Source organism: Megamonas funiformis (assembly GCF_010669225.1).
GTDB classification, from domain to species: domain Bacteria; phylum Bacillota; class Negativicutes; order Selenomonadales; family Selenomonadaceae; genus Megamonas; species Megamonas funiformis.
Genome location: NZ_CP048627.1, coordinates 2151950 through 2169920, shown reverse-complemented (window position 1 = coordinate 2169920; position 17971 = coordinate 2151950). Strand labels below are relative to the sequence as shown.

At 31.7% G+C, this 17971-nt stretch carries 13 protein-coding genes and 1 other annotated feature; of the genes, 5 read left to right on the top strand and 8 right to left on the bottom strand.

What is annotated here, in order from left to right; all coding sequences use genetic code 11:
* Nucleotides 1–4 precede the first annotated feature (4 nt).
* The 4 genes from GXM21_RS10895 (at nt 5) to lacZ (ending at nt 8999) form a co-directional block, all read left to right on the top strand.
* Nucleotides 5–2335 (top strand): beta-galactosidase, encoded by a 2331-nt coding sequence (locus GXM21_RS10895; RefSeq protein ID WP_008539669.1) that lies wholly within the window; start codon nt 5–7, stop codon nt 2333–2335.
* Nucleotides 2336–2378: 43 nt separating this feature from the next.
* Nucleotides 2379–3815 carry a putative porin gene (locus GXM21_RS10890; RefSeq protein ID WP_008539670.1) on the top strand — a complete coding sequence of 479 codons (1437 nt, stop codon included), beginning with the start codon at nt 2379–2381 and terminating at the stop codon, nt 3813–3815.
* A 17-nt stretch (nt 3816–3832) separates the two neighbouring features.
* On the top strand, nt 3833–5707 hold the full coding sequence (locus GXM21_RS10885) for a glycosyl hydrolase 53 family protein (protein WP_008539671.1): 1875 nt from the start codon (nt 3833–3835) through the stop codon (nt 5705–5707).
* A gap of 232 nt (nt 5708–5939) precedes the next feature.
* Entirely contained in the window at nt 5940–8999 is a 3060-nt protein-coding gene (gene lacZ / locus GXM21_RS10880; protein ID WP_008539672.1) for a beta-galactosidase, LacZ type, read from the top strand.
* Nucleotides 9000–9066: 67 nt separating this feature from the next.
* Here the strand turns inward: lacZ and GXM21_RS10875 are convergent, their stop codons facing one another.
* From GXM21_RS10875 to aroF, 3 genes are read right to left on the bottom strand one after another with little or no spacing between them, the layout of a single operon-like run.
* Entirely contained in the window at nt 9067–9963 is an 897-nt protein-coding gene (locus GXM21_RS10875; RefSeq protein WP_008539673.1) for a DMT family transporter, read from the bottom strand.
* 7 nt (nt 9964–9970) lie between these two features.
* The gene (locus tag GXM21_RS10870) at nt 9971–10876 is read right to left on the bottom strand and encodes a prephenate dehydrogenase (protein ID WP_008539676.1); all 906 of its coding nucleotides are present in this window, start codon (nt 10874–10876) and stop codon (nt 9971–9973) included.
* The gene (gene aroF, locus GXM21_RS10865) at nt 10873–11886 is read right to left on the bottom strand and encodes a 3-deoxy-7-phosphoheptulonate synthase (protein WP_008539677.1); all 1014 of its coding nucleotides are present in this window, start codon (nt 11884–11886) and stop codon (nt 10873–10875) included. Before aroF ends, GXM21_RS10870 begins: the two co-directional genes overlap by 4 nt.
* Nucleotides 11887–11965: 79 nt before the next feature.
* Nucleotides 11966–12203, bottom strand: a binding site (T-box leader).
* 223 nt (nt 12204–12426) lie between these two features.
* Here aroF and GXM21_RS10860 point away from each other — a divergent pair.
* Entirely contained in the window at nt 12427–13062 is a 636-nt protein-coding gene (locus tag GXM21_RS10860; protein WP_008539678.1) for an HAD family hydrolase, read from the top strand.
* Between the two features lie 43 nt (nt 13063–13105).
* On the opposite strand, the gene GXM21_RS10855 is transcribed toward GXM21_RS10860, so the two are convergent.
* The 5 genes from GXM21_RS10855 to GXM21_RS10835 all read right to left on the bottom strand — a co-directional run bounded on the left by GXM21_RS10855 (nt 13106) and on the right by GXM21_RS10835 (nt 17964).
* Nucleotides 13106–14530 carry an aspartate ammonia-lyase gene (locus GXM21_RS10855; RefSeq protein WP_008539679.1) on the bottom strand — a complete coding sequence of 475 codons (1425 nt, stop codon included), beginning with the start codon at nt 14528–14530 and terminating at the stop codon, nt 13106–13108.
* Between the two features lie 143 nt (nt 14531–14673).
* Complete coding sequence (locus tag GXM21_RS10850; protein WP_008539680.1) at nt 14674–15639, bottom strand: AEC family transporter; 966 nt, start codon at nt 15637–15639, stop codon at nt 14674–14676.
* 54 nt (nt 15640–15693) lie between these two features.
* Complete coding sequence (locus tag GXM21_RS10845) at nt 15694–16890, bottom strand: hypothetical protein (protein ID WP_008539681.1); 1197 nt, start codon at nt 16888–16890, stop codon at nt 15694–15696.
* Between the two features lie 26 nt (nt 16891–16916).
* Complete coding sequence (locus GXM21_RS10840) at nt 16917–17687, bottom strand: histidinol-phosphatase HisJ family protein (protein WP_008539683.1); 771 nt, start codon at nt 17685–17687, stop codon at nt 16917–16919.
* A 22-nt stretch (nt 17688–17709) separates the two neighbouring features.
* The gene (locus GXM21_RS10835; RefSeq protein ID WP_008539685.1) at nt 17710–17964 is read right to left on the bottom strand and encodes a TIGR03905 family TSCPD domain-containing protein; all 255 of its coding nucleotides are present in this window, start codon (nt 17962–17964) and stop codon (nt 17710–17712) included.
* Between the last annotated feature and the right edge of the window lie 7 nt (nt 17965–17971).

Sequence of the window (17971 nt, the reverse complement as noted above, 5' to 3'; positions counted from 1 at the left end):
TATTTTGAAAAATTATCAGATTAATTTAAAAAAAGAGTTAAATAGTATTTATCCAACTTTGGAGCATTTACAAGGTGTTAATCCTAATGGAGAACATATTAGTTTTACTAATCATTATATGATGAAAGATGAAAAACCATTTTTTGGTATTTGTGGTGAGTTTCACTTTAGTAGATATGATTTTCATAAATGGGAAGATGAAATAGTTAAAATGAAAATGGCAGGGATAAATATTATTCCTACTTATATCATTTGGAATCATCATGAAGAAATAAAAGGACAATTTAGATGGGATGGCTCATTTAATATTCGTTACTTTGTAGAACTTTGTAAAAAACATCAAGTAGAAGTTATTTTGCGTGTAGGTCCATTTGTACATGGTGAGGCTAGAAATGGAGGACTTCCAGATTGGTTATATGGTGAGCCTTGTAATGTGCGTTCTAATGATGAAAGATATTTATTTTATGTAAAAAGATATTATCAAGAAATTGGCAATCAAGTACGTGGATTATTTTATAAAGATGGTGGTCCTATTATTGGTGTTCAGTTGGATAATGAATATTGTCATGCTGGTGCACCTTGGGAGATGACTACAGGTACTAGCAATGAATGGATTAATAATGGTAGCTATGATACAAGTGTAGAAGAACATCATCATCATATAGAAATTTTAAAAGAATTTGCTATTGAAGCAGGAATGATAGCACCTATTTATACAGGAACTGGTTGGGGTGGAGCACAAGCATCACCAGATACTGTACTTCCATTGTGGGGTGGTTATGCTTTTTGGCCATGGATTTTTTACGATGAAAGTATAAAAGAACATCCAGTAACTCCAGAATTTATTTATCGTAATTATCGTAAGCCTACTTATAATTTTGAACCGACTTATGATTCGACTACAGTGCCTTTTGCTTGCTGTGAAATGGGTGGAGGGATGACTGTATTTTATAAATATCGTTTTCAATTACCATATCATAGTGTAGAAGCTATGGCTAATATAAAAGTTGCAGGGGGTTGTAACTTTGTTGGTTATTACGTATTTCATGGCGGATCTAATCCTTTGGGATTAAAAACACCATACTTAAATGAAAATGCTACCCCAAAAATTTCTTATGATTATCAAGCTGCAATTGGAGAATTTGGTCAAGTTCGTGAATCTTATGCTAGACTAAAGAGATTGCACTATTTCTTTAATAGTTTTCAAAAGGAATTTTGTCCTACTCAGACTATTTTACCAGAAGGGGCAGAAGACATTTTACCTACTGATGTGGAACAGTTACGTTATGCCGTACGTATAGATAAAAATAAAGGCTTTATATTCATTAATAACTATCAAGATCATTTAGTTTCTCCAGATAAAAATGATTTTAATTTAACTTTATCTTTATCTGATGAAACATTAACTATTCCAGAAAAGAATAATCTGAGTTTAGCTTCAGAAGAAAGTTGTATATTGCCATTTAATTTGACTTTAGCAGGATTGACTTTAAAATATGCTACTACACAATTAATTACAAAATTTGCTAAAGATGATGTGGAAAATTATTTCTTCTTTATGCCACAGGGTATGAAACCAGAATATTGTTTTGTTAATGATAGTATCAGCAACATAGAAATTTCTCAAGGAACAATTATTAAAGAAAATAATAAATTATTTATTGAACCGATTAGTACAGATTTATCTAAATTAGTAATTACTACAGTATCTGGTAAGATAATTAATATATATACTTTAACTAATTATCAAAGTTTAAATTTCTGGAAATTTGAAGTAGCAGGAGATACTAAGGTACTTTTATCTGAAAATCCAATTCTTGTAGATAATGATAATATTCGTGTAGAAGCAAATACAAATGCTATTATTATACAAACTATTGATGGATTAACAGACGATTTAATGAGAAATATTTGTAAAATAGATGAAACTGATTTATTAAAAACATATAAATTTACTAAATCAGCTAAATCTATACCATTTACTACAGAAAAAATTGGCAAAGGTAAGGTTTTATTGCATATAGATTATGCAAATATGCGAGATCTAAAAGAGGCTATTTTAAAAATAGATTATCAAGGTGATATTGGATATGCTTTTGTAAATAATGAATTAGTAGCAGATAATTTTAATAATGGTGCAAGTTGGGAAATTGGTTTGGATAATATCTATAGAAAAATTCCAAATGGCGATATTTATATTAGTATTTCTCCATTAAAAGAAAATCAAGTAATAAAAAGTGATTCACCAATGGCTGCTCGTAGTGAAGAAACTAGTAATGAAATTGTATCGATAGATAAAATTAGCATAGAAGCTATTTATGAATTTATTTTATAACTTTGAGCATAAGAATATATTTGGTTTAGAGAGGTTTTAACTTATGAGTTATATATTAAATAAAAAATTATTATGTTCATTAGCTATAGCTGGAACAATGATTAATTCTACAGCTTTTGCTAGTGAAAACCCTTTTGCTACAGTACCTAAAGATTATTGGGCATATACAGCAGTGGAACATTTAGTAGAAACAGGTCTAGTAGATGGTTATAATTTGACAGATTTTCATGATAAAAAAGTGGTGGCTCGTTATGATTTAGCACAATTTGTAGCTAGAGCAATGGCAAATGAAAATAGAGCAACAGCAGAAGATAAAGTAATACTCAATAAATTACAACAAGAGTATAGTAATGAATTAAAGATTATGATGGTAATGCCAGCAGAACCAGCGCCAGTAAAAGAAGAGCCACAAGCTATAAATAATTTCTTCGACAATGGAAAAATTAAGTGGTTTGGTGATGCACGTATTCGTTATCAAACAAATTATAAAGCTGATACTCCAAAGGGTTATACAGCTAATGTAGCTGATAAAGATAGAAAAGATAAAAGAAGTAATCGTATTCAAGAACGTTTACGTTTAGGTTTTTATGCAGAACCAGATGAGAATTTATCTGTTTTAGGTAGAGTAAAATTAGAAAATACGACTAATGATGATAATGGATATACTAATAATGGTGATAGTGGAGCACATGGTAGTGCAAATTTAGATTTATTAGCATTGACTTGGAAACAGATGGATACATCTGTAACCTTAGGTCGTCAGAATTTAAATATTGGGCAAGGTCTTATTTGGTGGGATAATCCAGTTGATGGTATTATGGTAACTCAAGATTTGGGAAATAATTCGCTTATTTCTGCAGGATGGGGAAATTTAACTGCGGAAAATTGGAAAGATTATTCTATGAATGCTTTTATTGCTAATGCACAGATTGGAGTAGATGATAATACTAAATTTACTTTAGGTTATTTAAAAACAAATAGTAATGAAAATACATTGTATAATAATCATAAAAATCAATGGAATTGGATTGAATCAAGTGAAAATCCATATATGTTAGAGCAAATTGCTTATGGTATTAACACACAACTCAGTGACAAATGGAATTTAACAGCAGAAGCTGTAACTAATAGAGCATCAGGTCTTCCAGATGGAGCACAAAAAAATGGTTGGTGGACTAGACTTACTTATGGTAATTTGAAATGGGATACCAAAGATACTTGGAAAGTTTATGCTGATTATATGAGCTTAGGAAATTATAGTGTAGATTCTACTGGTTGGGCACACATTTTAAACACTCCAGGTGGTGATGGTCTTGGTGGTAATGGTGAAAAAGGTTATGGATTAGGTATTAGTTATATGCTTGCGGATAATACTAATTTGGAATTTAACTGGTATAAATTGCGTCCATATGATAGTAATTACTCAGGGTTCTCTGATTATTATGATATGTATAATTTAGCACTTAATTATAGTTTCTAATAAAAGGTGTGTAGTTTATGAAAAATAATAAATTAAAAAAAGTAATTTTGTCAGCAATAACAGCTACAATGATTTCTTGTTCCTTACCGTTTACAGCACTAGCAGCAGTACAAGTAAATCCTATAGAAAATTTATCTACGGATTTTATCAAGGGTGCGGATGTTTCTATTATGCCAGAATTAGAACGAAATGGTACTAAATTTTATGATAATGGCATAGAACAAGATGGACTCACTATTTTAAAAAATCATGGTGTAAATTGGATTCGTGTTCGTATTTGGAATAATCCATATGTCGTAGGACCAGAAGGTGTCGGCGGTGGTAATACAGATGAAGCTAAGGCTATTGAAATGGCAAAACGGGCTAAAGCTTTAGGTATGAAAGTTCTTGTAGATTTTCATTACAGTGATTTTTGGGTGGACCCAGGTCAACAGAAAAAACCAGATGCTTGGAAAAATGATAGTGGTGATAAATTAGTAGATGATGTTTATGCTTATACTGCTAAAGTAATGCAAGATTTTAATGCTCAAGGTGTAACACCAGATATGGTACAAGTAGGCAATGAGCTAAATAATGGGATGTTATGGCCAGAAGCACAACTTACAGAGGATAATCCTAATGGATATAAATTCTTAGCAAAATTATTAAATGCAGGTTTACAAGCTGTACATGATAATGATAAAGATAATAAAGTTAAGACAATGATACATTTAGCTGGTGTAGATGTAAATTTATATCATACTTTTTTTGATAATTTAATTGTAAAAAATAAAGTGAATGACTTTGATATAATTGGTATGTCATTTTATCCATTTTGGCATGGTACAATGGACGATTTAAAAAATACAATGAATGATGTTAGTGCCAAATATAATAAAGATGTAATAGCTGTAGAAACTGCTTTTGGTTATACTTTAGAAGATGCCGATTTTGAGAAAAATAATTTTGGAACAAATGAAGAAAAAGTCAGTGGTTATAAAGCTACAGTGCAAGGACAAGCAACAGGATTGCGTGACGTTATGGCAACTGTTGCTAGTGTAAATGATAATCGTGGGTTGGGGATATTTTATTGGGCTCCAGATTGGGTTATCAATGAAAAAGTAGGTTGGAAGTCTAATGGTGGTGGTAATGGTTGGGATAATTTAACATTATTTGATACAAAGGGAAATGCACTTGAATCTATGGATACATTTAACTTAGTATCAGACCCAAATAATCAGTATATAGAGCCACAAGTTACAGCGATAAATACAGTTGATGTAAAAGATGTTAGTTTATATAGTAATGTAGATTTACCACAGACAGTAGGTGTGGTTTATTCTAATGATGCAGTAAAAAATATGTCTGTTAAATGGGATGTTGCCAAACCAATTTTTGCAAAACCTGGTAATTATACGATATCAGGAACTGTGGAAGGATTAGCACAAAAGGCTATAGCTAATATTGAAGTAAAAAATAAAATGAATTTAGTCTTAAATGGTAATTTTGAAAATGAAACATTAAATGGCTGGGATATTGTAGGTGATAGTTCAGCAATAAATTTAGCTTGGAATCAAGGAGATGTACGTGATAAATGTGCTATGCACTATTGGAATAATAAACCATTTAATGTGATTATTAAACAAAAATTAAAAGGTCTTTCTGATGGAAAATATACTTTATCTTGTTGGACACAAGGAAATGGTTTAGCTTCCAAATATCAATTATTTGTAAAACAAAATGGTGTAGAAATGACTACTGATATCAAAGATGATGGCTGGAATAGATGGCATCAGACTTCAATTAAAAATATTGAGGTTAAAAATGGTGAAGTAGAAATTGGCTTCATTTTAAATGGTAGACCTGACACATGGGGTTCTATAGATGATATAGAATTTTATGTTCAAAAATAAAATCCTAATAAAATTATTTTTGGAGAAGTTAGATAACTTCTCCTTTTTTTTGTTTCTAAATCTTATAATTTATAGTTCAACATCTTATATTTTTTTTGATAATATTAGTATATAATTAAATGTATAATAAGAAAAAAATTTTTGATAATTTAATTATTTTTAGTTTAAATTTCAATGTAAACGTTTACGATAAAAATATTTTTCGAAAATAAAAATGAGGTGTTATTTATTTATGGAAGAAAAGATTTTTGATATAAGCAAATTGGCAGACTCAACATATTTTGCAGATAATCGTCTACCTGCACATAGCGACCATCATTATTATGCTAATGAAGAAGAAATGCTCAATGAAGAAATGTCCATGCGTCAATCTTTAAATGGATTATGGTATTTCTCTTATGCAAAAAATTTAGCATCTCGTATTGAAGGTTTTGAAAAAGCAGATTATAACTGCAAAATTTGGGATACAATTCGTGTTCCAGCACATATTCAAATGGAAGGTTACGGCAAACCTCAATATACAAATGTAGCTTATCCTTGGGACGGTCATGAAGAATTAAACGAAGGCGAAATTCCTACAGAAAATAATCCAATCGCATCTTATGTAAAATATTTTACAGTGCCACAAGGCTGGAATGAAGTATTTGTATCTTTCCAGGGCGTAGATAGTGCAATGGCTTTATGGCTCAATGGCAAATTTGTAGGCTATAGCGAAGATAGCTGTACACCATCAGAATTTGATTTAACACCTTATCTCGTTGAAGGTGAAAATAAATTAGCAGTACAGGTTTATCGTTTCAGCTCCGCTAGCTGGCTTGAAGACCAAGATTTCTGGCGCTTTAGCGGTATTTATCGCGATGTATATCTTTATACAAAACCACAAGTTCATGTTGATGATTTATTCATTCATGCAACTCCTTGCAATAATTATAAAGATGGTAAATTATCTATTGATTTTAAATGGAACAATGAAAATGCTAAAAAATTAGCAGTTAAATTAGTAGATAATGAAGAAAATGTAGTAATTGACACAGTTCAAGAAATTACAGGTGCTACAAGCGTATTTACAGCAGACGTTGAAAACGTAAAACTTTGGAGCGCAGAATATCCAAATCTTTATAAAGCTACTTTCACTGTAAAAGATGAAAATGATAATGTAGTAGAAATCATTCCACAAAATATTGGTTTTAGAGAATTTAAAATGGACGGCAATATCATGAAAATCAATGGTAAACGCATTGTATTTAAAGGTGTTAACCGCCATGAATTCGATTGCTACTATGGACGTGCTATTCCTGAAAGCAAAATCGCTCATGATTTAGATATTATGAAATTAAATAATATCAATGCTATCAGAACATCTCACTATCCAAATAACAGTAAATTATATGAACTTTGCGATATCTATGGTTTCTATGTAATTGATGAAACAAATATGGAAACACATGGTTCTTGGCAAATTCGCGGAAGTGTACGCTGTGATAAAAACACTGTACCAAATGATCATCCACATTGGCATGAAGCTGTATTGGATAGAGCAAAATCTATGCTTGAACGCGATAAAAACCATGCTAGTATCATTATTTGGTCTTGCGGTAATGAATCTTATGGTGGTAAAAATATCTATGATATGTCTGAATACTTCCGTAAAGCTGACCCATCTCGTTTAGTTCACTATGAAAGCATTTGCTGGGACCGCGTTAATGAAGCAAGTGGAAAAATGGTATTGGCTATGCCTGATGAACGTCGTTATGATGGCACAAGCGATATGGAAAGCCAGATGTATACAAAAGTAGCACAGATAAAAGAATTCTTATCTAAATATAGAGAAAAACCATTTATTTGCTGTGAATATACTCATTCTATGGGTAACAGTAATGGTGGTATGCATAAATACACTGATTTAACTGATGAAGAACCATTATATCAAGGCGGATTTATTTGGGACTTTGCAGACCAAGCTATCTGGACTAGAGATTTATATGGCAATGATGTAATGAATTATGGTGGCGATTTTGGCGATAGACCATGTGATTATAACTTCTCTGGTAATGGTATCGTATTTGCAGATCATGCACCAACTTCTAAATTACAAGAAGTTAAATTCAATTATCAAAACTTCACACTCGTTCCAAGTGAAACTGGTGTAAAAATCATCAATAAATCTTTATTCACAAATACAAGTGATTATGATTTAATTATTGCTTTAGCTAAAAATGGTAAAAATGTTTGGCAGAAAAAATTAACTGCTGATATCAATGCAGGTCAAACAGGTGAAGTAGCTTATACATTACCTACATTTGGTGCAGGCGAATATGTAGTTACAGCTTCTTTAGTATTAAAACAAGCAACTATTTGGGCAAATTGTGGTCATGAAGTAGCTTTCGGTCAATATGTATTCACAAAAGAAGGCAAAGCAGATAAAAAAGCAGTAGCTCCAATTAAAGTCGTTAAATCCGATTTCAATATTGGCGTAAAAGGCGAAGGCTTCAGCGTTATGTTCTCTGCTGATAGAAAAATGCTTACTTCTTATAAATATAATGGTGTAGAACTCATTGAAGAATTCCCTAAAATGAATTTCTGGAGAGCACCTATCGACAATGATAATGGTTGTGGTATGCCATTTGATACAGCTCAATGGAAATTAGCAAGTATGTACACTAAATGCGTAGATATGCAAGTATCTGAAAATGGTACTGAATCTGCAACTGTAAAATATACTTATGAACTCGCAACAAGACCAGTAGCTCATGTAGTAGTAACTTATACTGTTACAGGTGATGGCGTTGTTAAAGTTGATATGGATTACAAAAAAGTAGAAGGTCTTCCTGCTATTCCTGATTTTGGTATGCTCTTTACACTTCCAGTTGATTATGACCAAATCAAATACTATGGTTTAGGTCCATGTGATAATTATATTGACCGTAAAGAAGGTGGCAAATTAGGCATCTTCACTACTACAACACAAGATGAAATTCAGCCATATTTAGTACCACAAGAATGTGGAAATCATTGTGATGTTCGTTGGTTTGAAGTAACAGATAGACGCGGTAGAGGTGTTAGAATTTCTTCTGCAACTCCATTTGAAGCTTCTGCTCTTCCATACAATCCACATGAACTTGAAAATGCTAGACATCATTATGATTTAGCTAGACCACATCATACAGTAGTTAGAGCTTCTGCTGGTATGTACGGTGTTGGCGGTGATGATTCTTGGGGTGCACCAACTCTTGATGAATATATTACTAAAAACGAAGATAAACATTTCTCCTTTGAATTTAAAGGTATTTAATTAAATTAGATAAATAAAAAAGGCGATGTCTTGATGAATAAAATCATCTTGATATCGTCTTTTTCTTTTAGTTAGATTTCTTGATAAATTTGTGGCTATGAGTCGTTATATATACGCCTAAAATAATAAAGATACCACTTAAAATTTTTTGCAGAGTAATCGGTTCATTCAAGGTAAAATATGCAGAAATAATACCTACTACAGGTAATAAATTCAAAAATATAGCAGAATTACTAGCTCCTACTTTTTTAGTGCCTAAATTCCAGCAAATCATAGCAGTTATACCGCCACCTAAAATGATAAATAAGAATGAATAAATACCAAGAGTGGATAATGGAACTATTTGTAAGCCTACACTATAGTGGGCAAATAGTGCTGTCAAAATAGAGCCGAATAATCCAGACCAAGCAGTGGCTGATAATACTGATATTTTTTTGAGTATAGGAATACTAAGTAAAATATATATGACCCAAGCTACTTCACCGATGAAGAAATAAATATCTCCTTTGTTAAAATTCATTTGGGTAAATGTGGAAAGTGTACCTCCACTCAATAGGTATAAGGTACCAAAAAAAGAAATTATTATACCTATTATTTGAATTAAATTTAAACGTTCATTAAGAAAAATTCTAGCTAAAATAACAGTGATGACAGGAGCTGTGGTACTGATTAATGTCATATTACCAACAGAGGAATATTGTAGTCCTGTGAATTGAATGCCGTTACTTACTGTAATGCCAAAAAATCCCATTAGGAATAAAGTTAATAGAGATTTTTTGGGTGGTAAAAAATTTTTTTCATTTGTTATTTTCATGATAATGAATAAGATTATACTGACAATAAGAAATCTAAGAGGAATTATCGTTAAGATATTCATTTCTTGCGTTACTATTTTTATAGTAACAGGTTGAAATCCCCATAGAAGACAAGCGATAATTAGAAAACTATAAGCTTTGTGTTGCATTTTTCACCTAAATTAAATCATATTTGTCCTTTGTTTCTTCTAGTATCATATCGCGTCTTGTTTTTGATTCAACAAAATAATCATGAATGGCTTGGCGGTCTTTTTTGGCAATAGAAGTGATTACTCCGCTTAGTAGTGATTGAAGTTGTGATAGATGTTCGATAATAGGCTCACTGTTAGAGATACATATATCTGCCCACATATCAGCATTAGAGGAAGCAATGCGCGTAGTATCTTTAAATCCACCACCAGCAAGAGTGATGCAAGATTCTAAATCGTTAGGGTTTTTATCTAAAAGATTAACTAGTGCAGCTGCTGTAATATGAGGAATATGACTGATGATAGAAGCACATCTATCATGTTCTTCTAAAGTGAGAGTTGTAATATTAGCATTAGTTAATTTTATTAGATTGACGATTTTTTCAACTACTTTGGCTGGAGCACCTGTATCTTTGACGATTACATAACATTTATTATTGAATAAATCCTTATGAGCAGCTGTTACACCGCTTTTTTCACGTCCTGTCATAGGATGACCAGCTACATAATAGATATTTTCAGGAAGTAAATCCATGATTTGTTTGGCAATGAAAGATTTTGTACTGCCTGCATCTGTTAAAATTGCGCCTGGTTTTAAATGTGGTAATATTTTTTTTACTAAAGGTACAATTTGTAATACAGGAGTGCTGAGGTAAATAATATCAGCACCTTGTACACATTCTATTGGGTCTAAAAAACCTTCATCAATTGCCTTTAAAGCTTTTGCTTCATGTAAAGATTTTTCAGTGCGAGTATTACCAGTGATGAAGATATCATCTTGTAATTTATCTTTTAGTGCCATACCGAAAGCACCACCGATAAGACCTACACCTAAAATGGCTAAATGTAATTTTGGTGTTTTTTCTGTATTCATAATGTTTTCCCCATCATTTGTGCAATTTGACGAACTTCCTGCATAACAACTGCAAAATTATCTGGTTTAAGTGATTGGTCGCCATCGCTTAGAGCTACTTCAGGATGTGGATGTACTTCAATCATTAAGCCATCAGCACCAGCAGCGATAGCAGCACGAGCCATAGGGCGAACCATTTGCCAACGACCAGTACCATGACTGGGGTCTACGATGATAGGCAAATGAGATAATTCTTTAACAGCAGCTACAGCACTTAAATCTAAAGTATTACGAGTGAATGTTTCATATGTTCTAATACCACGTTCGCAAAGTACGATATTGTAATTACCACCGCTAGCGATGTATTCTGCAGCATTTAACCATTCACTGATTGTAGCACTAAGACCGCGTTTTAAAAGTACAGGTTTATTTGTATGACCTACTTCTTTTAATAATTGGAAGTTTTGCATATTGCGAGCACCGATTTGAAGCATATCAGCGTATTTGCAAATCATATCTAAATCGTTGATATTTACGATTTCAGTTACAACATTAAGACCTACTTCATCAGCTACTTCACGAAGCATTTTTAAACCTTCTTCAGCTAATCCTTGGAAATCATATGGAGAAGTACGAGGTTTAAATGCACCACCGCGTAAAAATTGTGCGCCACAAGCTTTTACAGCTTTAGCAGCTTCAAGCAATTGTTCTTTGCTTTCAACAGCACAAGGGCCAGACATGATAGCGAGATGACCACCACCAATTTTAACACCATTTACATCAATAATGCTATCCTCTTTTTTAAAATCACGGCTTACTAATTTATATTTTTCAGTGATGGAAACAGTTTTTTCTACACCACCGAAACTATTCATTTGTAGTGTAGCAATTTTTTTCTTATCACCAATAACACCTACTATAGTACGAGAAGAACCTTGAGAAAGGTGAAAATTTAAACCTGCATCAGTAATTTTATTTTTTACAGCCTCTAATTCAGCAGTTGTAGCCTCTGGTTTCATAACGATAATCATAATATATATTCCTCCTAAATTGCTAAGTAATTGAGTAGTTTTATTATTTAAAAATAAATGCAAAAAAGCTCGTCCCTAAAATAGGGACGAGCTGTAATTAACCCGTGGTACCACCCTTCTTGCTATTAGCAAGCCACTTTATTCAGGTACTAACATACCCTAGCCTATGATAACGGTGGCATTCCGACTAAGCCTACTAAATAAATGTTCAGCCAGTAGCTCACAGGTGTATTTCTATTTGCTATATTATTATGTCGCACCAAACCATAACTCTCTGAAAACTTCACAAATATACTTTTCCTGTTCATTGCATTTGTCCTTGTCTAATACTATAAACATAAAATCTTTTTTTGTCAATACTATTTTTATAAAGATGATTTTATAATTGTATAGTTGTAAATAGCATATTTTTTATTATCTATTCGTCTTTATAATTAAAATAAAAGTCTTCTTTTTTAGCTAAATTATTGTTGATTAATTTTAAGATTTTTCTTAAAATGGAAATAAATACTTTTATAATTTTATAATAAGGAGATTTCTATGAAAAATATTATTTTTGATATTGATGGTACTTTGTGGGATTCCACTGATGTAGTAGCTGAAAGTTGGAATGAAGCTATTTGGGAAAAAGCAGGAATTAAAGCAAATTTAGATGGCGATAAATTAAAAAAATTATTTGGTAAAACCATGGATGAAATTGGTAGACTTATGTTGCCTACTTTAGATGATGAAAAACGTGCTGAAGTTTGTCAGGCTTGTTATGATTATGAAGATGCTTATTTAGAAAAACATTCAGGCGTTTTTTATGATGGTGTTATTGATACTTTAAATGAATTAGCGAAAGATTATAATTTATATGTCGTAAGCAATTGTCAGGTAGGTTATATCGAAACAACTTTAAGATATGCAAATATTACAGATAAAGTGAAAGACCATTTATGTTATGGTGATACAGGATTGCATAAGGGCGAAACTATTAAATTATTGATGAAAAAAAATAATATAGATGAAGCTATTTATGTAGGTGATACACAAGGCGATTTTGAAGCTTGTGAAATGGCAAACATTCCTATGATTTTTGCAAGTTATGGCTTTGGTAAAGTGGAAAATCCAGCTTATACAATCAATGATATTAAAGAATTACCATCATTAATGGCAAAAATAAATACAAAATAAAATAAACCCCTAGTAAATTTTATTACTAGGGGTAATTTTTATATTAAGCTCTTTTTTGAAGATTTTCTTTTAATAATTTATCACCAGCGATACCAGGACGAGTCATTTCACTTGGAGATAAGATAATATCTAATTCTTCTTCAGTTAATAGATTTTTACTTAAGATGATTTCACGTACAGGTTTATTAGTTTGATAAGCTTCTTTAGCGATCATAGAAGCATTTTCATAGCCAATATGAGGAAGTAATGCTGTGATTGTACCAACACTATGATTGAGCCAAGTATAGCATTGTTCTTTATTAGCTTCTAAATCAATTAAGAGATTATCAACAAAAGTATTAACAGCATTTGTCATATATTTTAAGGAATTAAAGATGTTAAATGCAATTACAGGTTCCATAACATTTAATTCAAATTGACCGTTTTCAACAGCAAGGCAGATAGCAGTATCATTGCCAATGATTTGGTAGCAAGTCTGATTTAAAACTTCAGCGATAACAGGATTTACTTTTCCTGGCATGATGGAAGAACCTGGTTGACGAGCTGGTAATTTTAATTCATTTAAACCGCAACGAGGGCCAGAAGCCATTAAACGGAAATCATTTGCCATTTTTATGAGCATAAGTGCTGTATTTTTTAAAGCAGAAGACATATCAGCAAATCCATCTGTATTATTAGTAGCATCAATTAAATTTTCAGCTACATGGAAATCTTCTTCAGCTAATACAGATAAAATTTTAGCAACTTCAGGAATGTAGTTAGGTTCAGCGTTTAATCCAGTGCCGATAGCTGTTCCGCCCATGTTGATATAGTGTAAATTGATTAAAGCATGTTCAATGCGACGTAAACCGCGATTTACACCAGAAGCATAAGCAGACATTTCCTGCCCTAAAGTAATAGGTACAGCATCTTGAAGATGTGTTCTACCCATTTTGAGAACATCTTTAAATTCTTGAGCTTTGCGTTCTAATTCCCAAGATAAACGTTTTAAAGCAATTTTTAATTTACGAGATTTTAAAATAATACATAATTTTATAGCTGTAGGGAATGCATCATTTGTAGATTGAGCCATATTAGCATGATTATTTGGAGAAATAATATCATAACGTCCTTTTTTCTCTCCAATAATTTCTAAGGCACGATTACAAAGTACTTCATTCATATTCATATTGATGGAAGTACCAGCACCACCTTGAATAGGGTCAACAATGAAATTATCATGTAATTTTCCATCAATAATTTCATCAGCAGCTGCTATTAAAGCTTTTGCAATTTTACTATCAAGACGAGCTGTTTTTAAATTTGCCATAGCAGCAGCTTTTTTTACCATAGCAAGTGCGATGATAAAATCGGAATCTAGTTTTTGTCCAGTGATGTTAAAATTATGAGAACCTCTAAGACTTTGTACACCATAATAAGCATTATCAGGAACTTCAAGTTCACCTAAAAAATCATGTTCTATACGCATTTAAATCGCCTCCGCGAAAATTTATCTTCTTTATATGCATATTGTATCATGTATACAATGTACATGTAAAGACAAAAATAAATTTTCTTAAAATTATTTTTAATAAGTAGTTATAAACTACTTATTTACTTTTTTATTATTGATTAAGGTATAATTAAATCTTTAATTACAAAGAAATATAAAGGGAATATTATGAGTAAGAAGATGATTGTTGTAGAAAGGAATGAAGAAATAGCGATGTTTACATTTAATTTATATATGCTACAAGCAAGTACAGCATTGATTGCAGTTGGAGCAGAAAAGGCGATAATCATGCTGCCAATTAAAATAGGGTCGTTGAAAAGATAAATTACAACAAAATAAGCGATTAAAGGAAGTACAACGAATTTTACTACAATGATATCGCTTGTTTTGCGTAAAAAATATTTGGCTTTATCAAATCTAGTGATATAACCAACAGGAAATAGACCTGCCCAAGCACCTATATGTACTAAATAATTGAAAATATCATAACCGATTTGTGGTGTAGGGATATTTTTTAAAGCTAAACAAAAACCGATAATCATTGCTAAAACTGGTAATTGATTGAGATTGAATAATAATTTGCGAATGCTGATTTGATTTTTTTGATGATGTCTACGGCTAGCTTTTGAATGATAATAATTAGCTAAAGGAAAGCATACGCTTAATGTAAATAAAGTTTGGAACATGGCTACAATTTGGAGATAGGCAAAGCCTTGAATACCATAAACTATAAAAGCACATAGACCAGATAAAGTACCAATATTAGATAGCATAGATGCCATCATATAAGCACCGCGGTCATTTAGATTTTTATAACTAGAAGCAAATGTATATTTGGCAATCAATCCAGGAATAATGCAGGCTAAAAAACCAAATAAAGGAAGCCATAATAAATCTGTGCTTATCTTTAAAGTCCAAAAGCTTAAAAAAGATAAGATGGAAACTACTAAACGAATATTGATTTTTATAAGTTTATTACAAAAATCTTGTGTGATTACTTGATAGCGATAACATAAATAACCAGCAACAAGTGGAGCAATTAAATCTGTAAATACAAATAGAAAGCGAAGTTGAGCCTCGTCCAAAATAAAATCCTCCTTAGAAAAAGAGACCAGATATTATCTGGTCTCTATAAAAAATTAATATTCATAATCATAAATATTGTTTTCTGCAGAAATATCATTATTTGAAGATGAAGTATTTGTATTATAATCTGTACTACTGGAAGAAGAATTATTTTCCGTAGTTGTAGATGGAGAAGTATTAACATCTGAATTAGATGAAGTATCTGTTGAGCTAGAGTAGGATTCTTCTTCAGTAATTGGCGGTGTATTTACTTTGAAATTATCATCTAAATTTGTTTGAATAGCATAGATATTAGTTGCTGTTTTAGTTTGAATATAGGATTCTGTACCTGTAGGTAAGTCGATATCTTTACCATTGACGAAAATTCCGCCGACAATACCTATTGGCCCTAAAAGAGCAATACCTGCTATACTTGCACCAGCAGCCATAGCTAAGTTTTCAATTTCTTTTTTTGCTTTATCACCTAAAGTTGTTTGAATATATGTTCCATCAAATGCTTGAATTTGTTGGAAGTCTACATCAATTTCACCGTTGCGACCGAAGTTTCTAGCGCTTTTTACTTTAGTAACAACACCTTCACCAGGAGCACCTGCTGCAATGATTAATTGACCATTATAAATAACATCTTCAGATGCTTGGAATTTTACTTTATCACCAACTTTAGAAGTTTCTGTATTGAGTGGTGTAACTAATTTTATTTTAACTAATGTATCTACAGGAATAGTAGTGGCTACAAGTGGTGTTTTAGTATCTGAATTGCCATAAGCAAGCATAGCCAAATCATTCATGCGTTTTTGTAATGTGCCAGTTATTGGTTTACCATATATTTGAGTTTCTAATGTAGTTAATCTATCAGTAATAGATTTTATGGAAACATGGCGACTTAAAAACCATTCAATACCATTCATTTGTGTGATAGCAGAAGGACGAATGCTATTATCAAACATAGTGGAATATAATGTATTTATACGGTCGCTAAGCGCTGTTTTAGAACTAGATGTTTTACCATAAAAATCTGTTTCTAGGCGACTAATTCTATCTAATAGGGCACCTGTTTGCTCTTGTCCATATACAGATTGCTCAACTAATAATAATTTTGATTGGAGATTAGTAGAGTCTAAAACGCCATAATTATAAGATGGAGGCTGAGCTGTATTAGTACTATTTAAACTGCCAGCTAAAGCAGGAGTTCCAGATGTAAATAGTAAAGAAATACATAATCCTGTAGAAATAGCTTTTTTTAAGGACATACAAACCCTTCTTTCTAATGTTTATTTTAAATTTTACTGAGCTGCATTTGACGATTGACAAAATATACTGGTTGTAAATTTAATTTATCAAGTAATGCATAAGCTTCTTTAAAGGCAAAACCTATATTTTCTGGTTTATGTGCATCAGAGCCTATACTTACATATTTACCACCAAGCATAGCATAGCGTTCATATAATTTTAATAAAATAGATATATTATTAGAGTTATCAAAACGTCTAGTATTTAGTTCAGGCACAATACCTTTGTCAATGATTGTCTGCCAAAGAATATCAATAGTGTCATGGAATTCTTCATAGCAAATATCTTTTTTTGCATATGGAGCATAACGACAAATATAATCTACATGACCTAGTATATTAGCAAAATCATGTTGTTTGATTAATTTTATCATTGTGTTTAAATAGTTTAGATATACAGTATGCTTATTTTCAGTATAACAGGATTCATAAAATAAATCTTTACCATCTAATAAATGCAATGAGCAAATAACTTGGTCAAAAGGAGCACTTTCGACAAATTTTTTACTTTGAATGAGAGTATGTTCTTGCATACCAACTTCTACACCTAAATAGAGTGTTTTTGATTGGTAGCTAGAATATTCTTGAAAATATTGTTGGGGGTTAAACTCATAGATATCATCACCAGGAAAATCATAATCTAAATGTTCTGTGAGTACTAAGCCTATATTTTGTTGTTTAGCACTTAAGATGGCGTCTTCGATAGACATTTTAGAGTCAGCAGAAAATTTTGTATGCAGATGAGTATCAAAAAGCATAAAAATCACCCTTTATAATTTATTATTTTTGAATAGCTTCACTTAAAGCTCTAGATAATTGATCAGGGCAAGAAGTAGGACGCATACCACAATGTATACCTTGACATTTATCAATGACATTTTGAGCAGATTGACCTTCGATTAATTTGCTGATACCTTGAAGATTTCCGTTACAACCACCGATGAATTCTACATCATGAATGATATTGTTTTCATCAAGGCTGAAATTTATAAGTTTTGAACAAGTACCAGAAGTTGTATAAGAAAATTTTTTCATAGAAAAT